This window comes from Micromonospora sp. ABR4_055, from assembly GCF_056160425.1.
On sequence record NZ_JBSWXD010000022.1, the window covers coordinates 15,601 to 35,545 of the forward strand.

The following is a 19,945-nucleotide window of genomic DNA, read 5'->3' on the forward strand; positions in this document are numbered from 1 at the left end:
GAAACGACGGGATCGGTGGGCCCCGGACGACCCGACGCGAGGCGGCGACCCTACCTGGTCACCGGAGCTGGCCCGAGTCGTCCATGATGCGAACTCCACCGCCCGGACCCACATCCCGAACCGCACCACCGGGGAGTGTCACCGGTGCGGCGGCATCCCGGCACCGTGTCGACCGTTCCTGCGGGCACTCGCCATTCTGGACCGGTGGGACGCGAGCTCCGCCCGGCGCATCCGGGCTGTGCTGCACCTGTCCGGGCTGATGCCGGCCGGCGAGCCGGACGACGACGGTGACGGGTGACCCGGCGACCGGCACCTGCGGTGGACGCGGCTCGCCTCGCCCGCCGGGATCGCGGCGGCCGACGCCGCGGACCTGGACTGCCGCTTGTGCGGCGGCATCCTGAAGGCGGCGATGATCTCGTTCGGTCAGTCGTCGCACGGACCAAACCTGCGCCGCGCGGTGCGCGCCGCCGAACGCTGCGACCTGCTGCTCGCCCTCGTCCACCAGTTGATCTAAAAGGATCTGGCCGGTATATCGACCACGACTCCTTTTAGATCGACGGCTGCGGCGAGGGCGGATCGGCTGGCGTGCTGCGGGCGGCGCGGGCCCGGTCGCTGAGCTCCGCCGCCAGCCACCACGCCTCGGCCACGTCCCGGTCCTTGGCGGCGGCGCTCGGCCCGCCGGCGGTGTCGGCGTACACGGTGGCCAGCCCGAGCAGCCGCTGCAGCGGCCCGCGCACCACCCGTACGCTCTGCATCCTCGCGTACGGCACGACCAGCATCTGCCGGGTCAGCAACCCGCTGCGGACACTGAACACGTCGTTGGCAAGCCCGGCACCGAGCTTCGGCTGCACCAGCGGGTTGAGCCAGCGGGCCCGGCGCGGCGGCGGCGTCATCGGCAGCGCGTCGAGCGCGATTCCGGGCAGCACGTCGGCGAGGATGTGGTTCGCGGTGGGCAGTACGCCGACCGGCAGCAACTGGTCGGACTGGGTGCCGCCACCCTGCCCGTCCGGTGCGGCGTAGCCGGCGACGTGCAACCGCAACCGCAGCCACCTCTTCCCCCGCCACAGCAGCGGCCAGGTCGCACCGATCGCCTGGATCCGGTGCAGCGGTACGGTCTGCGACCGGGTCTCGGTCAGCCCGTGCCGGACCCGCAGACCCACCTCGTCGCGGGCCAGCCGGAAGTTCCAGTCGCTGAGCACCCGCCGGATCGGCTGCAGGATCACCCCGGCGGTGGCGGTCAGGGTGCTGGCGACCGCCACGAATGACCAGGTGGCGTCCATCGCGAACTGGGTGATAACGAACGCGACACCGAACGGCAGGAACATGGTCTGCGGGGTGAGCAGTTGGCTGATCAGCAGGTCCCGGTTGACCACGGTGTGTAGTAGCCGGCCGGGTGGCGGCGCGGACGGGTCGGGCAGGCCGGCCGGGGTGCCGTCCGGCAGCGGTGCCGTCCCGTCGGGAGCTGCCGCGTCCGGGGCCGGCTTGGCGCGGCCGGCGAGCGCCAGCAGCCGGGCCCGCAGCGTGGCGGCGTCGGCGACGGTCAGATATGCCAGCGGCGCCTCGGTCTGGCCACCGCCGACCACTTCGAGCCGCAGTTCGGCCAGGCCGGTCAGTTGGGCGAGCAGCGGCCGGACAACCTCGACCGCCTGCAGCCGCTCCAGCGGGATGGCACGGGTCCGCCGCCACAGCAGACCTTCGTGAATCCGCAGCTCACGGCCGACCACGTGGTAGCCGGTGTTGTACCAGCTGATCACCGCCACCGCCAGGTAGCCGAGCAGGCACAGCACGACCAGCAGCGCGAAGCGACCGAAGCCGACCCGGCCGAGCGTCTGCCAGGACAGGCCGGCGATGATCACCACGAGGGCCCTGCTGCCCTTGAGGATCGGGCTCAGCGGATGCAGCCGCTGGCGGGGCTCCTCGACCGGACCGTGCGGCGGGTACGGCTGGCCCGGTAGCGGGTAGGCCTGTCCGGGCAGCGGGTACGGCGGCGGGACCGGATCGTGCGGCTGGCTCACAGACCCTCCGCCCGGATCTCGCCGAGCGCGGTGAGCCGGTCCCGTAGCCGGGACGCCTCGGCGGGCCGCAGCCCGGGCACCCGGGCGTCGCTGGCCGCCGCGGCCGTGTGCAGCTGCACGGTCGCCAAATCGAAGGCCCGTTCCAGCGGGCCGGCGGAGACGTCGACGAACTGCATCCGGGCGTACGGGACAATCGACAGCCGGCGGACCAGCAGCCCGTGCCGCACCAGCAGGTCGTCGTCGCGCTCGGCGTACCCCCAGGCGTAGACGGCCCGCACCGTCGCCACCACCCGCAGCACGGTGAGCAGCACGGCGGCGGCGAAGCCGACGCCAACGAACCAGAAACCGGTGATCGCCCAGCCGACCCCGAGCCCGACGAGCAGGAAACTCATCCCGATGGCGAGCCGGATCAGCTCCACCCAGACCAGGTCGCGGGAGACGGGCTGCCACTGCACCGTCTCCGGCCAGGGCTCCAGAGGGCTGATCGGGGCTGCCGGTGCGGCGGACTGTTCGGTCACCCTTACGAGCGTAGGCGATCAGCCAAGCGGCGCCACGTCGCGGAGGAATCCACGTACGTGCAGGAAGTCGCCGAGCCGGTGCCGGTGGTCGGCGCAGGCCAGCCAGGTCTTGCGGCGTTCGGGCTGGTGCAGCCGGGGGTTGTTCCAGTTGAGCGCCCAGATCGCCGGGGCACGGCAGCCCTTGGCAGAACAGACCAACTGCTCGCCCGGTGCGGTGTCGGCGGAATCGGGGGGTGCGGCCACGGTACGAGTCTAGGCCGGCGCCAGGCGAGTCCAGGTCGGCACCGGGCGAGGTCGGCAGCATGCCGGGGACGGCACCGGGACAGGGCGGCACGCACCTGAAGGAGTGAGCGCCGGGCGGCCACGGGGGAAGCCGCCCGGCGACGGCTGAATCGTACACACGCCGATCCCCCTCGTGTCTACCCACCTGGCGGTGCTTTCTCGGCCCCTGCCCGCCGGTTCGGACCGGCGTGCGACGCTTAGTGCGGCACGACCTTTTCGACCCGACGACGCCAGAACCCTGACGACACCAGAGCACGCTGTGGAGGACCGGTGGCCCAGCCGACCACGCCCGAATCTTCGACACCGACCGCTGCGCCACCGTCGCCCCCCGAGGCGACACCGGCCGCCGACGCGACCCTGCTGGAGCGGGCGATGTTCGAGGTCAAACGGGTCATCGTCGGTCAGGACCGGATGGTCGAGCGGATGTTCGTCGCGCTGCTCGCCCGGGGGCACTGCCTGCTGGAAGGCGTCCCCGGGGTGGCGAAGACGCTCGCCGTGGAGACTCTGGCCACCGTCGTCGGTGGCTCGTTCGCCCGGATCCAGTTCACCCCCGACCTGGTCCCCGCCGACCTGGTCGGCACCCGGATCTACCGGCAGTCCAGCGAGAAGTTCGACATCGAGCTCGGTCCGGTGTTCGTCAACTTCCTGCTCGCCGACGAGATCAACCGCGCGCCGGCCAAGGTGCAGTCGGCGCTGCTCGAGGTGATGAGCGAGCGGCAGGTGTCGCTGGGCGGGCAGACGCATCCCGTACCGGATCCGTTCCTGGTGATGGCCACCCAGAACCCGATCGAGCAGGAGGGCGTCTACCCGCTGCCGGAGGCGCAGCGCGACCGGTTCCTGATGAAGATCGTGGTGGGCTATCCGACCGACGCGGAGGAGCGGGAGATCGTCTACCGGATGGGGGTGGAGGCGCCGCAGCCGAGCGTCGTTTTCAAGCCCACCGACCTGGTCGACCTGCAGCGCAAGGCGGACAAGGTGTTCGTGCACAACGCGCTGGTCGACTACACCGTACGCCTGGTGCTGGCCACCCGGGCGCCGGCCGAGCACGGCATGCCGGACGTCGCGCAGCTGATCCAGTACGGTGCCAGCCCGCGTGCCTCGCTGGGCATCGTGCGGGCCACCCGGGCATTGGCGCTGCTGCGCGGGCGCGACTACGCGTTGCCGCAGGACGTGCAGGACATCGCCCCGGACATCCTGCGTCACCGGCTGGTGCTCAGCTACGACGCGCTGGCCGACGACGTGCCCGCCGACCACGTCGTCGGGCGGATCATGCAGATGGTGCCGCTGCCGTCGGTAGCCCCCCGGCAGAACGCGACGCCGCAGCCGGTGGGACCGATGGGACATGCCGCGCCGGCCGCCGCGGTGCCCGGCCCGCCCGGTGGCGCCGGCTGGCCCGGACAGTCGCAGTGACCGCTGCGGTGCCGAGCTCGGGCCGGGCGGAGGCGGTGCTGTCCCGGCTCTACCTGACCGTCACCCGCAAGCTCGACGGCCTGCTGCAGGGCGACTACGTGGGGCTGCTGCCCGGTCCGGGCAGTGAGGCCGGTGAGTCGACCGAGTACCGGCCCGGTGACGACGTGCGCCGGATGGACTGGCCGGTGACGGCCCGGACCACCGTGCCGCACGTACGGCGTACCGTCGCCGACCGGGAGTTGGAAGCCTGGGTGGCGGTGGACCTGTCGGCCAGCCTGGACTTCGGCACCGCCCGCTGCCTCAAACGGGACCTGGCCGTCTCGGCGGCGGCGGCGATGGTGCACCTGAGCGCGCGGGGCGGCAACCGGGTGGGCGCGGTGATCGGCACCGGTGATCCGGCGCTCGGCGGCGTCCTTTCCCGGCTGCCGGCGCGGACCGGCCGCAAGGAGGCGCACGGGCTGCTGCGGGCGATCGCCGGCACCCAGTCCCGACCCGGCCGCAGCGACCTCGGTGCCCTGGTCGACATGCTGAACCGGCCGCCGCGTCGCCGCGGCGTCGCCGTGGTGATCTCCGACTTCCTGGCCCCGCCGCAGCAGTGGGGCCGGCCGGTCCGAAAACTCGCGGTCCGCCACGACGTCCTCGCCGTCGAGGTGGTCGATCCGCGTGAGCTGGAGCTGCCCGACGCCGGCGTGCTGACCCTGGCCGACCCGGAGACCGGCACGCTGCACGAGGTGCAGACCGCCGATCCGCGGCTGCGCCGGCGGTACGCCGAGGCGGCCGGGGCGCAGCGGGCGGCGATCGCGCAGACTCTGCGCGGTGCCGGCGCGGCCCACCTGCGGCTGCGGACCGACTCGGACTGGCTGCTGGACATCGTCCGGTTCGTCGCCGGGCAGCGGCACGCCCGTACCCGTGGCATCGCCCGCCCGGCCCCCACCCCGCGCCCGGAAAGCGAAGCTCGATGATCCGTTTCCTGCAGCCCTGGTGGCTGCTCGCCCTGCTGCCGGTTCTGGCGATCGCCGGGATGTACGTGTGGCGTCAGTTCCGCCGCAAGGCGTACGCGGTCCGGTTCACCAACGTGGACCTGCTGCGCACGCTGGCCCCGCGTGGCCTCGGCTGGCGTCGTCACCTGGCCGCCGGGGCGTTCCTGCTGAGTCTGCTGGTGCTGGCGTCGGCGCTGGCCCGGCCGTCGATCGACGCTGAGGAGTCGCTGGAGCGGGCCACCGTCATTCTCGCCATCGACGTGTCGCTGTCGATGGAGGCCGACGACGTGACTCCGAGTCGGATCGAGGCGGCCCAGCAGGCGGCGAAGGAGTTCGTCGCGGAGCTGCCGGAGGGCTACAACATCGGGCTGGTCGCGTTCGCCAAGTCGGCGAACGTGCTGGTCTCGCCGACCAAGGACCGGGCTGCGGTGTCCCAGGCGATCGACGGTCTGGTGCTGGCCGAGGCCACCGCCACCGGCGAGGCCGTGTTCACTTCGTTGGAGGCGATCCGGCTGGTGCCGACCGACGGTGCGCAGGGCCCGCCGCCGGCCCGGATCGTGCTGCTGTCGGACGGCTACCGCACCTCGGGCCGGTCGGTCGAGGAGGCCGCTGCGTCGGCGTCGGCGGCCAACGTACCGGTGTCGACGATCGCGTTCGGCACCGACGACGGCCAGGTGCAGATCGGTAACCAGGTGCAGCGGGTGCCGGTGGACCGGTTCGCGCTGGCCGAGCTGGCTGAGGCGACCAACGGCTTCTTCTACGAGGCGGCGTCGGTCGGCGAGCTCAACCAGGTGTACGAGGACATGGGCTCGTCGATCGGGCAGCGGACCGTGCCCCGGGAGATAACCCAGTGGTACGCGGCCCTGGCGTTGCTGCTGGCGTTGGGCGCGGCGGTACTCAGTCTGCTGTGGACCTCGCGGCTGCCGTGAGACGGCCCGACCGGACCAGCAGGTGACAGGGCCCGGCCCGGCAGGCGACGGACACCCGCCGCCGGCCGGGGCCCGTCACCGTGCGCCGCTGGCCAGCACGAAGATGACGGCGATCCAGACGGCGGCCAGGGTGAACCCCAGCGGTGCGACGTAACGGTTCATCGAGGGTGGACTCCGGCGACGGGCCGGCCACCTGTGGATCAGGGTGACCGGCGGGCGGGCTGACGGGCGACACGGGCAGATCGCACGGGCGCACCAGGAGCCACGCCGACCTCAGCGCGCTCGACCGGTGGCCCGGCGACGACTAGGAGGATCGCTATCTCGCACAGCGATCACCTCCACAGGTCGTCCGGCCGTTGAACCGGGCAAGAGCGTACACCTGGGCCGGCAGGTCGGCACAATCCGCAGCAACGTGATCAGTGTGACGGCGAGAACCGGCAGATAGACGGCCCGGTCGACCAGCCACCCGGGATGCTCCGGCGCGGTGTGCACCCCGGCGACGGCGGTCCCACCGGCCAGCCCAGCGCGGCGACCGTCAGCCCGATGAGTACCGGCTGGTGCCACAGGTAGACGCCGAGCGCGTGCCGGTTCACCGCCGCGACCACCGACCACCACCGGGCGGTGGTGGCGATCCGGCCTCGCAACCACCGGATCGCCAGCCCGGCCGCACCGACCTGCGCGGCCACTAACTTCACCACTTTGCGGCTACGACCGGACCGACCTGGTGTCAAGACACCACAGGGGTAGTACCCCCGGGTTACTGCTTACCCGGCGGTAGCACCTAGTCTCCAAGGCCGGATCATCGACGACGAGGGGGGAACGTGGCCCGCACCGTACTGGTCACCGGCGGTAACCGGGGCATCGGCCTGGCGATCGCGCAGACGTTCGCGAAGCAGGGCGACCGGGTCGCGGTCACCTACCGGTCCGGCTTCGCCGAGCAGGCCGGCCTGTTCGGCGTACGCTGCGACGTCACCGACGCCGACTCGGTCGACCAGGCCTTCGGCGCGGTCGAAGCCGAGCTCGGGCCGGTCGAGGTGCTGGTCGCCAACGCCGGCGTCACCGACGACACGCTGCTGCTGCGAATGTCCGAGGAGCAGTTCACCTCGGTGCTGGACACCAACCTGACCGGCGCGTACCGCTGCGCCAAGCGCGCTTCGACGAAGATGCTGCGGGCCCGCTGGGGCCGGCTGATCTTCATCTCGTCGGTGGTCGGCCTGCTCGGCTCGCCCGGTCAGGTCAACTACGCGGCGAGCAAGGCCGGCCTGGTCGGCATGGCCCGGTCGATCACCCGCGAACTCGGCGGACGCAACATCACCGCCAACGTCGTCGCCCCCGGCTACGTGGAGACCGACATGACGGCGGCGCTGCCCGAGGAGCGCAAGGCCGAGTACCGCAAGGCCATCCCGGCCGGTCGGTTCGCCACCGCCGACGAGGTGGCCGCCGCGGTGACGTGGCTCGCCGGCGACTCCGCCGGTTACATCTGCGGGGCGGTCATTCCCGTCGACGGCGGCCTCGGCATGGGGCACTGACCGTCGACGCCGCACCGACCTGTGACACCGCACCGACCCGACCTGGCTACGAAACACCGAACGGAGAAACCTGTGTCCGCACTGCTGGCCGGTAAGCGGCTGCTCGTCACCGGCGTCATCACCGACCAGTCGATCGCCTTCTCGGTGGCGAAGCTCGCCCAGGAGAACGGTGCCACCGTCGTGCTCACCGGGTTCGGCCGGATGTCGCTGGTGGAGCGGATCGCCAAGCGGCTGCCGGCCGAAGCGCCGGTGATCGAGCTCGACGTGACCAACCCGGAGCACCTGGCCGGGCTGGCCGACAAGGTTGCCGGGCACGTCGACGGCCTCGACGGGGTGGTGCACTCGATCGGGTTCGCCCCGCAGAGCTGCCTCGGTGGCGGCTTCCTCGACGCGCCCTGGGACGACGTCGCCACCGCGCTGCACATCTCCACCTTCTCGTACAAGTCGCTGGCGATGGCGGCGCTGCCGCTGATGCGTCCCGGCGGCGCGGTCGTCGGGCTGACCTTCGACGCCACCCTGGCCTGGCCGGTCTACGACTGGATGGGGGTCGCCAAGGCCGGCCTGGAGTCCGCGTCCCGCTACCTGGCGCTGCACCTGGGACCGAAGGGCATCCGCAGCAACCTGGTCTCCGCCGGCCCGCTGCGCACCATGGCGGCCAAGTCGATCCCCGGCTTCGAGGCCTTCGAGCAGGCCTGGACCGAGCGGGCGCCGCTGGGCTGGCAGTTGACCGATCAGGAGCCGGCGGCGCGGGCCTGCCTGGCGCTGCTGTCAGATTGGTTCCCGGCGACCACCGGTGAGATCGTGCACGTCGACGGCGGCTTCCACGCCATCGGCGCCTGATCTTCGGGATGCGCCGCCGCCCGGCCCGGCCCGACCAGGAACAATAGGGCCCATGGCGTACGACGCACTGGTTCTGCTGTCGTTCGGCGGCCCGGAAGGTCCGCAGGACGTGCTGCCCTTCCTGCGCAACGTGACCCGGGGCCGCAACGTGCCGCCGGAACGGCTGGCCGAGGTCGCCGAGCATTACCAGCACTTCGGCGGCGTGTCGCCGATCAACCAGCAGTGCCGGGAGCTGCTCGCCGCGATCCGCGTCGACTTCGCCGCCCACGGGCTCGACCTGCCGGTCTACTGGGGCAACCGCAACTGGCATCCGATGCTGACCGACACGGTGGCCCGGATGCGCGACGACGGGGTCCGCCGCGCCCTCGCCTTCGCCACCAGCGCCTACGGCGGCTACTCGTCGTGCCGGCAGTACCAGGAGGACATCGCGGCGGCGCGGTCGGCGGTCGGCCCGGACGCCCCGGTGATCGACAAGCTGCGGCAGTTCCACGATCACCCCGGGTTCGTCGGTCCACACGTCGAAGCGGTCCGGGCCGCGCTGGACACGATCGACCCGGCGCTGCGTCGGCGTACCCGGCTGGTGTTCACCGCCCATTCGGTCCCGACCAGCGCGGCGGCCGCTGCCGGCCCGGAGGGCGGGCGTTACCAGGCCCAGCTGGCCGAGACCGCCCGGCTGGTCGCCGCCGACGCCGCCCCGGACCTGCCGTACGACCTGGTCTGGCAGAGCCGGTCCGGGCCGCCGCAGGTGCCCTGGCTGGAGCCGGACGTCAACGACCACCTGCGGGAACTCGCCGGTCAGGGGGTCGACGCAGTGGTGGTCAGTCCGATCGGTTTCGTCTCCGACCACTTGGAGGTGGTCTGGGACCTGGACACCGAGGCCGCGGCGACCGCCAAGGAGCTCGGTCTGGCGTACGCCCGGGCGGCCAGCCCCGGCACCCACCCGGCCTTCGTGTCGATGGTCCGGGACCTGGTGTCGGAACGGCTGCGCCCGGACGGCGCCCTCACCCGGGTACGGCTCGGTACGCTGCCGGTCTGGGACACCTGCCCGGTGAACTGCTGCATTGCCTCTTCCACCCCCCGGAGATCCTCGTGACCGACCGTAAGCCCGTCGAGAGTTGGCTGACCGACATGGACGGTGTGCTGGTGCACGAGGGCCAACCGGTCCCCGGTGCGCCGGAGTTCATCAACCGGTTGCGCGCTTCCGGTAAACCGTTCCTGGTGCTGACCAACAACTCCATCTACACCCCCCGCGATCTGCAGGCCCGGCTCACCCGGATGGGTTTCGACGTGCCGGAGCAGGCGATCTGGACAGCGGCGCTGGCTACCGCGCAGTTTCTCGCCGACCAGCGGCCGGGTGGCACCGCGTACGTCATCGGTGAGGCCGGGCTGACCACGGCGATGCACGCGGTCGGCTACATCCTGTCCGACTACGCCCCGGACTACGTGGTGCTGGGGGAGACCCGCACCTACAGCTTCGAAGCGATCACCAAAGCGGTCCGGCTGATCAACGGCGGTGCCCGGTTCATCTGCACCAACCCGGACCCGACCGGGCCGTCGACCGAGGGCGCGCTGCCGGCGGCCGGCTCGGTCGCGGCGATGATCTCGAAGGCGACCGGGGTGGAGCCGTACTTCGTCGGCAAGCCGAACCCGATGATGATGCGGTCGGCGTTGAACACGATCGACGCGCACTCGGAGAGCACCGCGATGATCGGTGACCGGATGGACACCGACGTGCTGTGCGGGCTGGAGGCGGGGCTGCAGACGATCCTGGTGCTCACCGGGATCAGCAGCCGTACCGACATCGACCGCTACCCGTACCGGCCGTCGCGGATCGTCGCGTCGGTGGCCGACCTGATCGACGAGATCTGATCGAGACGAGATCTGGTCGGGGCGTCCGGCCGCGCTCGGCAGTCAGGGCCGCAGCGGGGCGTTGCAGGCGGCGACCAGCGCCCGGCGGCAGGCAGTGGTCAGCGGCCGCAGCGCGGCGTCGCGCTGCTGGGCCTCGTAGCCGTTGACGGCGCCGCCGGGGGCGACGTGCTCGGCGAGCGCCAGCACCTGGTCCAGCACGCTGGCCCGGGCGAACAGCCGGCGAGCCCGCGGATCGAAGCCGGGTGGCAGGTCCATCCCGCCGTCCGGGCGGCGCAGCGCGGCCAGCGCCCCGGCCAGCTCCGGCCGCCAGTGCGCGACGTCCAGCCGGGTCAGCGCCGTGGTCGTCTCGGCCAGTGCGGTGGACAGCTCGGCCTCGGCTTCGGCGGCGCTCGGCCCGGCGTGCCCGGCGGCGGGTAGCTCCTGCGGCAGCGGGTAGATCCGCCACAGCACCGTCTCGAAGGTGACCCCGGAACCGGACGTGTGTGAGCGCACCTCGGGGATGACGCCCAGCCCACGGGCCACCACCGCCTCGCCGGCCAGCAGCGCGGCGCCGGTGAACTCACCTGGACCGGGCAGACCGCGTGGGTCGCCGGGGGCCGGCAACGCCAGCCGGATCTCGTCCGGTGGCAGCTTCGCGAAGCAGGACAGCGCGTCGCGCAACGGCAGGTCGGTCCAGGCACCGGGTGCGTCGGCGACCAGATGCTCCTCGTCGCCGGAGATCTCGTCGGCGATCTCGTCGTACGGCACCAGGCCGGCGCGCCATGCGCGCACCCAGGCCACGAAGCGGCTGGAGCGGCGCGTCGCGAGGGTCGCCGCGCCTGCTGCGGGGGACATGCACGCTAGGGTACGTGCCGCGCTGTCGGTTGTCTCGACACCGGGCGGCAGGTCCCCGTCGGGGTGTCCGGTCGGCGCGTCGGCGGGCCACCGTCGCCCGGTGCGGTTAGCCTGCCGGACGTGGGTGGTGACCAGCGGTACGGCGACGACGTGTTGGCGGGCAACTGGCGCCGCCGTCGGGTGGTGCCGGAGGTCGACGCCGAGCCGGACCTCGTGGTGGAGGACGCCGACTCCGGTTTCTGCGGCGCGGTCGTCGGTTTCGAATCCGGCGCGGTGACACTGGAGGACCGGCACGGTCGCCGACGGCACTTTCCGCTGGCACCGGCCGGTTTCCTGCTGGACGGCCAGCCGGTGACGCTGCGCCGGCCGCCCCGGGCACCCGCCGCGCCCCGGCAGCGGCAGCGCACCGCTTCCGGTTCGGTCGCGGTCGGCCACCGACCGGCCCGGGTGGCCCAGGCCAGTCGGATCTGGGTGGAGGGTGTGCACGACGCCGCGCTCGTCGAGCGGATCTGGGGTGACGACCTGCGGGTCGAGGGCGTCGTCGTCGAACCGCTGGACGGCATCGACGGGCTGGCCGCTGCGGTGGCCGGTTTCGCGCCCGGACCGCAGCGCCGGCTTGGCGTGCTGGTCGACCATTTGGTCCCCGGGTCCAAGGAGAGCCGGGTCGTCGCCGCGGTCACCTCGCCGTACGTCCTGGTGACCGGGCATCCGTACGTGGACGTGTGGCAGGCGGTCAGACCGGACCGGATCGGATTGCGGCAGTGGCCCCGGATCCCACCCGGACAGCCGTGGAAGGAAGGCGTCTGTGCGGCTGTCGGCGTGGCCGATCCGGCGCAGCTGTGGCGTCGAATCCTGTCCAGTGTGGACAGCTACCAGGACGTGGAGACGCCGCTGATCAACGCGATGGAGCGGCTGATCGACTTCGTCACCGTACCGCCGCAGTGAGCCGGCGGCCGGTCAGCCGAGGTCGTCCGGTCAGCCGGGGTCGTCCGGTCAGCCGGGGTCGTCCGGTCAGCCGGGGTCGTCCGGTCAGCCGGGGTCGTCCGGTCAGCCGAGGTCGTCCGGTCAGCCGAGGTCGTCCGGGTCGCGGGTAAGGACGAAGGTGGCCAGGTCCAGCGCTGTCGGGGTGCCGGTCGGTCCACGCCGTACGGTGAGGATCTCGCCCTGCTGGGCGCCGCTGCGGCCCTGCCAGCGGTCCGCGCCCAGCGCGGCGAACCGCGACGTCACCGGCTGGACCGGCCCGAGCAGGGTGAGGACCAGCTCGGCGGCGTCGGCGTCCCAGGAAACCTGCATCTCCCGTCCCATCCACCACCACCGGCCGCAGACAGCGTCGATCTCCGGCGGCGGCAGGGTGCCCGGTCGCCAGGGACGCGGCGCGACCGGTTCCCGGTCCAGCACCCCGGCCAGTACCCGTAGCCCCAGTTCGCGGATGGTACCCCGGGCGAAGCCGTACGAGTTGGCGAAGGCCACCACGGCGGTGCCGGTGCCACGGTGCACGGCGAGCAGCGCGACGTAGCCGGGCATCGAGCCGCCGTGGCCGGCGAAGACCCGCTCCCCGACCCGGTAGAGCTCGGGGCCGAGCCCGTGGCCGCCGGTCCACCGCTGCGGGTCGTTGATCGCCACCGGCAGGCACATCTCCGCCATCGTGTCGGGGTCCAGCACCGCCGGGTCCGGGTCGGCGAGGAACGCCGCCCACCGGCTGAGGTCGGCGACGGTGGACCAGAGCTGGCCGGCGGGGGCCATCGCCCGGGTGTCGGTACGCGGCTCCTCGCGCAGCGTGCCGTGCCACGGGTGCACCACGTAGCCGGCGGCGTACGGGGCGGTGGGGTGGTAGGTGGTGCGGGTCATGCCGAGTGGTCCGAGGATGTCGGTGGCGACCAGGTCGCTCCACGGCGTGCCGGTGATCCGGTGCAGGGCGGCGCCGAGCAGCCCGTACGCCAGGTTCGAGTAGTGGTACGTGCGGTGCGGCGGGAAGGCCATCTTGTCCGGTCCGAGCCCGGCCAGCAGAGTGGCGACGTCGGTGCCGGTGCTGCGTTCCCACCAGGTGTCGCTGTCCGGTTCGCGTTGCAGGCCGGCGGCGTGGCCGAGGAGTTGGCGCAGGGTGATCCGTTCGAACGGGGCGTCGGGCAGGTGGTCGCGGAGCCGGTCGTCGAGGTCGAGCCGGCCGGCGTCGCGTAGCCGCAGCACCAGGGTGGCGGTGAAGGTCTTGGTGATCGAGCCGATCCGGTACTGCAGGTCGGGGTGGGGTGACGGGTGGTCACCGGCGGACGCGATGTGCACCAGCCGCCGGTCCCGGAGCACGCCGAGGACGACGGAGGGTGCCCGGCCGTTCGACTGGGTCTCGGCGACCGCAGTGTCGATCATGCTGATGGTGTCGGGGGACAGGGGTGCGGACACGCCTACATGCTCCTTGCTCGTGACTCAGGTGGGTTGGATCGTGACTTAGGGTGGCCGTATTGGTCCGACTCACTAATGGCTGCCCGATTTGTCGGTCCGAGGGTCGCCGGTGGTGCGCATACATGTCACGATCGGTGTGTGGAACCCGTCCTGTGGATCGTATTGGGCGTCGTACTGGCGGTCGCGGAATTATTCACCGCGACGCTGTTCCTCGTCATGTTCGCCGCCGGCGCGTTCGCCGCGGCGTTCGCCGCCGCTCTCGGTGCCCCGGTGGCCGCCCAGGCGCTGGTCTTCGCCGCAGTGTCGGCGCTGACCGTGGTCGCCGTCCGGCCGGCCATCCAGCGGCACCGGCAGTCCGCGCTCAGCGGTGGCGAGGAGCCGTTCGGCGTGCAGGCGATCGAGGGCGCCTCGGCGCTGGTGCTGGAGCGGGTGGATGCCGACGGCGGCCAGGTCAAGATCGACGGCGAGCTGTGGAGCGCCCGCTCGTATGACGGCATCCAGGTCTTCGCCCCTGGCGAACGGGTACAGGTGATCCAGGTCAAGGGCGTCACCGCGCTGGTCTGGCGGGACGACGTCACCGGCGGCGGACCGGCATGAACACCCCGAGCCGGCATGAATTTCCCGAGCCGAGAAGGTGAACGACGATGGACTTAGTGATCGCGGTGCTGGTCGGGGCGGTCGCTCTGATCACAGTGATAACCCTGATCCGGGCGGTGCGGATCGTCCCGCAGCAGCGGATGGACCTGGTCGAACGGCTCGGCCGGTACCAGCGCACCCTGACGCCCGGTCTCAACCTGCTCGTCCCGTTCGTCGACACCGTACGGGCCAAGGTCGACATGCGGGAACAGGTGGTCAGCTTCCCGCCCCAACCGGTGATCACCTCGGACAACCTGGTGGTGTCGATCGACACCGTCTTGTACTTCAAGGTCGTCGATCCCCGGGCCGCCACCTACGAGATCGCCAACTTTCTGCAGGCGATCGAGCAGCTCACCGTCACCACGTTGCGTAACGTCATCGGCTCGCTCGACCTGGAGCGCGCGCTGACCAGCCGTGAGGAGATCAACCAGCACCTGTCCGGCGTGCTGGACGAAACCACCGGCCGGTGGGGCATCAAGGTGACCCGGGTGGAGATCAAGGCGATCGAGCCGCCGCCGAGCATCCGCGACTCGATGGAGAAGCAGATGCGCGCCGAGCGGGACCGCCGCGCCGCGATCCTCACCGCCGAGGGGCACAAGCAGTCGCAGATTCTCGGTGCCGAGGGCGAGAAGCAGGCCGCCGTGCTGCGCGCCGACGGTGACCGGCAGGCCCGGATCCTGCAGGCCGAAGGCCAGGCGAAGGCGATCCGGACCGTCTTCGACGCCATCCACCAGGCCAACCCGAGCCAGAAGGTGCTCGCCTACCAGTACCTGCAGGCGCTGCCGCAGATCGCCAACGGCCAGTCCAACAAGATGTGGATCGTCCCGGCCGAGCTGACCAAGGCCCTCGAAGGTCTGGGCGGGGCGCTCGGTGGGCTCAGCCAGATGGTCGGTGACGCGCCGTCGCAGCAGGTCGACTCCAGCGCCGTGGAGCGGGAGGCGGCCGAGGCCGCCGAGGCCGCCGCCGCCGAGGCGCAGCGGGTCAACGACGAGGTGCGGGCCGCCGAGCAGGTCACCAGCGGCGGTACGGCGGCCGGCGGCGCCAAGGCCCGGCCGGCCGGGCTGCCGGCGCCCGAGCCGGTGCCCGCGTCCGAGCTGCTCGGCGAGCTGAACTCCGAGCAGCAGCGCCCGCAGGCCGAACGCGGCTGACCTGTAGCCGGGGCAGGACCCGATCCGGCCCGGCCGGCGCTGGCCGGGCCGGCTGACCCGACCGGCTGAAATCCGAGGAACCCGCGCGTACCGCTGTCGGCGGCTGTCACGATCGGTCGGTCAGTGAGCACAGCCGACGGGGCCCGGTGCGGGCCCCGCAGCGCGGGGAGGCGACACCGTGACGCGTGCCGTCAGGAACACCCGACCCCGGACCACCGCGTCCAACGCCGGCCGGTCCGGCCCGGTACGGGTGGTCTCCCGCAGCGACGCCGGTGTCGCCGTGGTAGCCGCCGCCGCACCCGAGAACACCCCGGCCGGCCCGGCAACCAACGCCGCCTGGGCGTGGTCGATCCGCCGGTTCAGCCGGGTCGCCATCTGGACGTTGCCGCTGTACGCGATCGCGTTCGGCATCGGCGGCCTGAGCGGAGTGCGCGGCGGCGGCCCGGCACCCGACCTGGTCGACGGCCGGCCGGCGTACCTGGCCTCCTGGGTGATCGCCAGCTGGCTGGGGCTGGTCGCGCTGGTCGCGATCGCTGGGATCCACGCCGCCGCCCGCAGCCGGGGCACCGCCGTCTCGGCGCTGCTGGTCGGCCTGGCAGGTACGGCACTGACGGTGCCGTTCGTCGGGCTGCCCGACGGCACGACCGTCTACGGTACGTCGGCCCGGTCGATCGCCCTGGTCGGTGCCGCACTGTACAGCTTCGGCTGGCTGCTCGCCGGTGCCGCGGTGCTGCGTTCGGAGCTGTTCAACCGGCTCGACGGCTGGCTGCTGATCGTCGCGTCCCCGCTGCTCGGGCTCGTCGGGCTGCTCTCCGGGCCGCTGCAGACCGTCGGCGCGGTCCTCACCCTGACCGCCGGGATCGGCCTGGCCTGGTCCGCCGGCCGGATGGTGCCCAGCATCCAGGTGCCGGCGACCGCCCCGGCCAGCTCGCGTTAAGCCGGGTCGTCGCGGCACAGCTCCCAGAAGGCGACCGCCGCCGCCGTCGCCACGTTGAGCGAGTCGACGCCGCGTCGCATCGGCACGGCCACCCGTACGTCGGCGGCCTGGACCGCCGCAGTGCTCAGCCCCGGCCCTTCCGCGCCGAGCAGCAGCGCCGGCCGGGCCCGGGCCGCGGAGTCCAGCCGCTGGACCGGCACCGCGTCCGGTGCCGGGGTCATCGCGAGCAGCCGGAACCCGGCGGTACGGACGGTGGCCAGCGCCGCCGGCCAGGCCGCAGCCCGGGCGTACGGCACCGCGAACACCTCGCCCATGCTGACCCGCACCGACCGCCGGTACAGCGGATCCGCGCAGGTGGGGGAGAGGACCACGGCGTCCATGCCGAGTGCCGCCGCGCTGCGGAACAGCGCACCCAAATTGGTGTGCGTGTTGATCCCTTCGCAGACGACCAGCCGGCGGGCCCGGTCGAGCACCTCGTCCAGGCTGGGCAGGGCCCGGCGGTGGAACGAGGCGAGCACGCCCCGGTGCACGTGGAATCCGGTGATTGACTCCAGCACCGCCGGGGTTGCCGCGTAGACCGTCGCGTCCGGCGGCAGGTCGGCGAGCTGGTCGACCCGCTTTGCGTCGACCAACACCGACCGCAGCCGGTAGCCGGCCCGCAGGGCCCGCCCGATGACCAGCTCGCCCTCGGCGATGAACAGGCCGTTCGGCGGCTCCCACCGGGTCCGCAGCTCGACGTCGGTCAGCGCCCGGTAGTCGGCGATCCGCTCGTCGTCCGGGTCCATGATCTCCGTTGTTGGCACACCGGGCATTGTGCCGGTCGCCGGGGTAGCGTTCTGCGGGTGTTCCCGACCGTCCGTGAGGTGCTGGCGCTCGACCCGGTGCGGAACGGCGGACCCCGGGTGGTCGCCGCCGAGGAGGGTCTGGACCGACCGGTGCGCTGGGTACACGTTACCGAGGTGCCGGACATCGCCAGCCTGCTGCGCGGCGGTGAGCTGGTGCTGACCACCGGGATCGGGCTGCCCGTCGACGACGCCGGCGTGCGGGCCTTCATCGCCGACCTGGCCGAGGTCGGCGTCGCCGGCCTGGTGGTGGAGCTCGGCCGCCGCTACCACGGCGGGGTGCCGAAGGTGATGGTCGCGGCCGCGCACCGGCGCGGGCTGCCGCTGGTGGAGCTGCGCCGGGAGACCCGGTTCGTGTTGATCACCGAGGCGGTGCACGCCCTGATCGTGGACGCCCAGCTGGCCGAGCTGCGGGCGACCGAGGAGATCCATCAGCGGTTCACCGAGCTGTCCGTGGAGGGCGCGGAGGCCACCGAGGTGGTACGCCAGGCGGCCGAGTTGGCCGGCGCGCCGGTGGTGCTGGAGAACCTGTCCCGTCGGGTGCTGGCCTACCACAGCGTCGGGGAGAATCCCCGGCTGCTGCTGGACGGCTGGGAGCAGCATTCGCGCCGGATCCAGCCGACCGGGCGTACCGCGTACCACGCGGACACCGGTTGGCTGGTGACCATGGTCGGTGCCCGGGGCCAGGACTGGGGTCGGCTGCTGCTGCGCTGCCCGGCAGCCGGTCTCAGCGGCTCGGGTGTCTCCTGCGGCTCGGGTGTCTCCGACGGGTCCACCGGGTCGGGCGGTCCGCTGCTGCGGTGGTCGATCCTGCTCGAACGGGCCGCGTCGACCCTGGCGCTCGGCCGGCTGATCCGCCGCGACGCCGAAGGGCTGGAGCGGCAGATTCACCGGACGCTGCTGACCGCGCTGCTGGACGGGTCGCAGCCGGTCGACGAGGTGGCGGTGCGGGCACGGGCGCTCGGCGTCGGCCTGGACCGTCGGCACCTGGTCGGCGTTGCGGTCCGGTTCCGCGACGCAGGTTCCGGTGCCGAGCCCGGTGCGGCCACCGATGCCGGCGGGGCCGGATCGGTGCCGGCGGCGGACAGCGCCGAGGCGGTCCAGGCCCGGCTGCGCGACCTGGCCGAGACGGTCGGCCTGGCGTTGCGGGAAGCCGGGCTGACCGGTCTGGCCAGCCCGTTGGACGAGCACGCGGTCGGCGTACTGCTGGCGGTCCGGGACGCCACGGCGGCGGACCCGGCGCTGGACGGTCTGCTGGCCGCGCTGCACCGGTTGCGCCGGTCCGAGCCGGTGCCGGTGGTGGTCGCCGCCGGCAGCGGGGTGGACAGCGTCCGGGAGGCCCGGCGGACCCTGGTCGAGGCCCGTCAGGTGGCCGAGGCCGGCCGCCGGGACCGCCGCGCCGACCAGGTGCTGCGGCTGCCGGACGTCGGCCTGGCCGGGCTGCTGCACCTGCTGCGGGAGGAACCCCGGTTGCAGGTGTTCGTCGAGCGTGAGCTGGGCGCGCTGCTGGCGTACGAGGCCCGTCATCCCCGGGAGCGGATGCTGGCGACGTTGCGGGCGTACCTGGAGCACGGCCGCAACAAGTCGGCGGCGGCCGCGGCGGTGCACCTGTCCCGGCCGGCGTTCTACGAGCGGTTGACCAGGCTGGGGCGGATTCTCGGCGTCGACCTGGACTCGGTGCAGGCGTGCCTGTCGCTGCACGTCGCGGTGCTGGCGCTGGACGAGGTACGGGCCCGCCCACCGGCCTGACCGCTCACCGGCCTGACCGCCCGCTGGCCAGACCCCCGCCGGGTCGGGAGGTCCGGCGCCGTACCGGGTCGAAGGTCCTGAATCTTCGGGACCCTTGAGTCGCTGCCGGTACATACCCCCTGGGGTATGTTGGGATCTGAATCCGGCAGCCACGAACCACCCGCCGAAGGAGGTCCCGGGCATGTTCTTCGCCCAGTACTACCTGGACTGCCTGTCCCAGGCGTCCTATCTGATCGCCGACGAGACCACGAAGCGCGCCGTCGTGGTCGACCCGCGCCGCGACGTGACCGAGTACCTGGCCGACGCGCAGGCGCACGGCCTCACCATCGAAGGTGTCGTCAACACCCACTTCCACGCCGACTTCATCGCCGGCCACCTCGAACTGGCCGCGCGCACCGGCGTGTGGATCGGCTACGGCCGGCGGGCCGAGGCCGACTACCCGATCCGCAAGCTGGCCGACGGGGAACGGATCAGCCTCGGCGACGTGACCCTGGAGATCATGGAGACCCCCGGGCACACCCCGGAGTCGATCAGCATCCTGGTCTACGAGCACGCCGACGACCCGGTCGCGTACGGCGTACTCACCGGCGACGCACTGTTCATCGGCGACGTCGGCCGGCCGGACCTGCTCGCCTCGCTCGGCGTCACCGCCGACGAACTCGGCCGGATGCTCTACGACAGCGTGCAGCACAAGCTGATGGCGCTGCCCGACCCGGTGCGGGTCTTCCCGGCCCACGGCGCCGGATCGGCCTGCGGCAAGAACCTGTCCACGGAACGCTCGTCGACCATCGGCGAGCAGCGGGCCACCAACTACGCCTGCGCCCCGATGGACACCGAACAGTTCCTGGCGATCGTCACCGCCGGCCAGCCGGCCGCCCCGGCGTACTTCGGCTACGACGCGGTGCTCAACCGCCGCGACCACGCCCTGTTCGACGTCACCGCCGCACCCACGCCGCTGAGCCCGGCGGAGTTCGCCGCCCGGCAGGCCGTCGGCGCCGCCTGAGCCTGCGACCATCCCCACCTACCAGTT

At 72.6% G+C, this 19,945-nt stretch carries 19 protein-coding genes and 1 pseudogene; 13 read left to right on the forward strand and 7 right to left on the reverse strand.

Features of this window, described 5'->3' with window-relative positions:
- Positions 1–548: 548 nt before the first annotated feature.
- Genes ACXAHD_RS08370 through ACXAHD_RS08380 form a run of 3 tightly spaced genes read right to left on the reverse strand, consistent with a single transcriptional unit; the run spans position 549 to position 2,776 of the window.
- Positions 549–1,976 (reverse strand): PH domain-containing protein, encoded by a 1,428-nt coding sequence (locus ACXAHD_RS08370; protein ID WP_281567475.1) that lies wholly within the window; start codon positions 1,974–1,976, stop codon positions 549–551.
- 35 nt (positions 1,977–2,011) lie between these two features.
- Positions 2,012–2,533, reverse strand: coding sequence for a PH domain-containing protein (locus tag ACXAHD_RS08375; protein ID WP_281567327.1), 522 nt, complete (start codon positions 2,531–2,533; stop codon positions 2,012–2,014).
- Positions 2,534–2,551: 18 nt separating this feature from the next.
- Positions 2,552–2,776, reverse strand: coding sequence for a hypothetical protein (locus ACXAHD_RS08380; RefSeq protein WP_281555376.1), 225 nt, complete (start codon positions 2,774–2,776; stop codon positions 2,552–2,554).
- Between the two features lie 309 nt (positions 2,777–3,085).
- Here ACXAHD_RS08380 and ACXAHD_RS08385 point away from each other — a divergent pair, with 309 nt between their 5' ends.
- Genes ACXAHD_RS08385 through ACXAHD_RS08395 form a run of 3 tightly spaced genes read left to right on the forward strand, consistent with a single transcriptional unit; the run spans position 3,086 to position 6,134 of the window.
- Entirely contained in the window at positions 3,086–4,225 is a 1,140-nt protein-coding gene (locus tag ACXAHD_RS08385; protein WP_289213072.1) for an AAA family ATPase, read from the forward strand.
- Positions 4,204–5,187 carry a DUF58 domain-containing protein gene (locus tag ACXAHD_RS08390; protein ID WP_281567476.1) on the forward strand — a complete coding sequence of 328 codons (984 nt, stop codon included), beginning with the start codon at positions 4,204–4,206 and terminating at the stop codon, positions 5,185–5,187. The genes ACXAHD_RS08385 and ACXAHD_RS08390 overlap by 22 nt, the downstream gene beginning before the upstream one ends.
- Positions 5,184–6,134: a VWA domain-containing protein gene (locus tag ACXAHD_RS08395; protein ID WP_281555373.1), complete on the forward strand. Its 951-nt coding sequence runs from the start codon at positions 5,184–5,186 to the stop codon at positions 6,132–6,134. The genes ACXAHD_RS08390 and ACXAHD_RS08395 overlap by 4 nt, the downstream gene beginning before the upstream one ends.
- Before the next feature lie 416 nt (positions 6,135–6,550).
- On the opposite strand, the gene ACXAHD_RS08400 is transcribed toward ACXAHD_RS08395, so the two are convergent.
- Positions 6,551–6,829, reverse strand: coding sequence for a hypothetical protein (locus ACXAHD_RS08400; protein ID WP_281555372.1), 279 nt, complete (start codon positions 6,827–6,829; stop codon positions 6,551–6,553).
- Between the two features lie 126 nt (positions 6,830–6,955).
- On the opposite strand from ACXAHD_RS08400, the gene fabG reads away from it, so the two are divergent.
- The 4 genes from fabG to ACXAHD_RS08420 all read left to right on the forward strand — a co-directional run bounded on the left by fabG (position 6,956) and on the right by ACXAHD_RS08420 (position 10,372).
- Positions 6,956–7,663: a 3-oxoacyl-ACP reductase FabG gene (gene fabG / locus ACXAHD_RS08405; protein WP_281555371.1), complete on the forward strand. Its 708-nt coding sequence runs from the start codon at positions 6,956–6,958 to the stop codon at positions 7,661–7,663.
- Positions 7,664–7,735: 72 nt separating this feature from the next.
- A complete protein-coding gene (gene fabI, locus ACXAHD_RS08410) occupies positions 7,736–8,503 on the forward strand; it encodes an enoyl-ACP reductase FabI (protein WP_281555370.1) in 768 nt (255 codons plus the stop codon).
- A gap of 52 nt (positions 8,504–8,555) precedes the next feature.
- Positions 8,556–9,596, forward strand: a complete 1,041-nt coding sequence (locus ACXAHD_RS08415; RefSeq protein WP_281555369.1) for a ferrochelatase — start codon at positions 8,556–8,558, stop codon at positions 9,594–9,596.
- Positions 9,536–10,372: an HAD-IIA family hydrolase gene (locus ACXAHD_RS08420; RefSeq protein WP_475049614.1), complete on the forward strand. Its 837-nt coding sequence runs from the start codon at positions 9,536–9,538 to the stop codon at positions 10,370–10,372. The genes ACXAHD_RS08415 and ACXAHD_RS08420 overlap by 61 nt, the downstream gene beginning before the upstream one ends.
- A gap of 42 nt (positions 10,373–10,414) precedes the next feature.
- Here the strand turns inward: ACXAHD_RS08420 and ACXAHD_RS08425 are convergent, their stop codons facing one another.
- Entirely contained in the window at positions 10,415–11,206 is a 792-nt protein-coding gene (locus ACXAHD_RS08425) for a hypothetical protein (protein ID WP_475049584.1), read from the reverse strand.
- Between the two features lie 120 nt (positions 11,207–11,326).
- Here ACXAHD_RS08425 and ACXAHD_RS08430 point away from each other — a divergent pair, with 120 nt between their 5' ends.
- Positions 11,327–12,151 (forward strand): DUF3097 domain-containing protein, encoded by an 825-nt coding sequence (locus ACXAHD_RS08430; RefSeq protein ID WP_281555367.1) that lies wholly within the window; start codon positions 11,327–11,329, stop codon positions 12,149–12,151.
- A gap of 120 nt (positions 12,152–12,271) precedes the next feature.
- Here ACXAHD_RS08430 and ACXAHD_RS08435 read toward each other — a convergent pair whose 3' ends face one another.
- The gene (locus tag ACXAHD_RS08435; protein WP_281567477.1) at positions 12,272–13,570 is read right to left on the reverse strand and encodes a serine hydrolase domain-containing protein; all 1,299 of its coding nucleotides are present in this window, start codon (positions 13,568–13,570) and stop codon (positions 12,272–12,274) included.
- 171 nt (positions 13,571–13,741) lie between these two features.
- Between ACXAHD_RS08435 and ACXAHD_RS08440 the strand changes: the two genes are divergently transcribed.
- From ACXAHD_RS08440 to ACXAHD_RS08450, 3 genes are all read left to right on the forward strand, one after another.
- Positions 13,742–14,200, forward strand: coding sequence for an NfeD family protein (locus ACXAHD_RS08440; RefSeq protein ID WP_281555366.1), 459 nt, complete (start codon positions 13,742–13,744; stop codon positions 14,198–14,200).
- Between the two features lie 47 nt (positions 14,201–14,247).
- Positions 14,248–15,387, forward strand: a complete 1,140-nt coding sequence (locus ACXAHD_RS08445) for an SPFH domain-containing protein (RefSeq protein WP_281555365.1) — start codon at positions 14,248–14,250, stop codon at positions 15,385–15,387.
- Positions 15,388–15,565: 178 nt separating this feature from the next.
- Positions 15,566–16,324 (forward strand): hypothetical protein, encoded by a 759-nt coding sequence (locus ACXAHD_RS08450; protein ID WP_281555363.1) that lies wholly within the window; start codon positions 15,566–15,568, stop codon positions 16,322–16,324.
- On the opposite strand, the gene ACXAHD_RS08455 is transcribed toward ACXAHD_RS08450, so the two are convergent.
- The gene (locus ACXAHD_RS08455) at positions 16,321–17,109 is read right to left on the reverse strand and encodes a TrmH family RNA methyltransferase (RefSeq protein ID WP_281567478.1); all 789 of its coding nucleotides are present in this window, start codon (positions 17,107–17,109) and stop codon (positions 16,321–16,323) included. The two genes, ACXAHD_RS08450 and ACXAHD_RS08455, sit on opposite strands and share 4 nt — an antisense overlap.
- Positions 17,110–17,166: 57 nt before the next feature.
- Here ACXAHD_RS08455 and ACXAHD_RS08460 point away from each other — a divergent pair, with 57 nt between their 5' ends.
- Together ACXAHD_RS08460 and ACXAHD_RS08465 are read left to right on the forward strand one after the other, a co-directional pair.
- Entirely contained in the window at positions 17,167–18,915 is a 1,749-nt protein-coding gene (locus ACXAHD_RS08460) for a PucR family transcriptional regulator (RefSeq protein WP_289213071.1), read from the forward strand.
- A 181-nt stretch (positions 18,916–19,096) separates the two neighbouring features.
- Positions 19,097–19,912 (forward strand): annotated as a pseudogene (locus tag ACXAHD_RS08465) (MBL fold metallo-hydrolase); the annotation flags it as partial.
- Positions 19,913–19,945 lie beyond the last annotated feature (33 nt).

Bases quoted from the DNA above. Each gene is read 5' to 3' on its own strand.
- ACXAHD_RS08395 (WP_281555373.1), top strand. From the start codon at position 5,184: ATGATCCGTTTCCTGCAGCCCTGGTGGCTGCTCGCCCTGCTGCCGGTT.
- ACXAHD_RS08415 (WP_281555369.1), top strand. From the start codon at position 8,556: ATGGCGTACGACGCACTGGTTCTGCTGTCGTTCGGCGGCCCGGAAGGT.
- ACXAHD_RS08425 (WP_475049584.1), bottom strand. From the start codon at position 11,206: ATGTCCCCCGCAGCAGGCGCGGCGACCCTCGCGACGCGCCGCTCCAGC.
- ACXAHD_RS08435 (WP_281567477.1), bottom strand. From the start codon at position 13,570: ATGATCGACACTGCGGTCGCCGAGACCCAGTCGAACGGCCGGGCACCC.
- ACXAHD_RS08445 (WP_281555365.1), top strand. From the start codon at position 14,248: ATGGACTTAGTGATCGCGGTGCTGGTCGGGGCGGTCGCTCTGATCACA.
- ACXAHD_RS08455 (WP_281567478.1), bottom strand. From the start codon at position 17,109: ATGGACCCGGACGACGAGCGGATCGCCGACTACCGGGCGCTGACCGAC.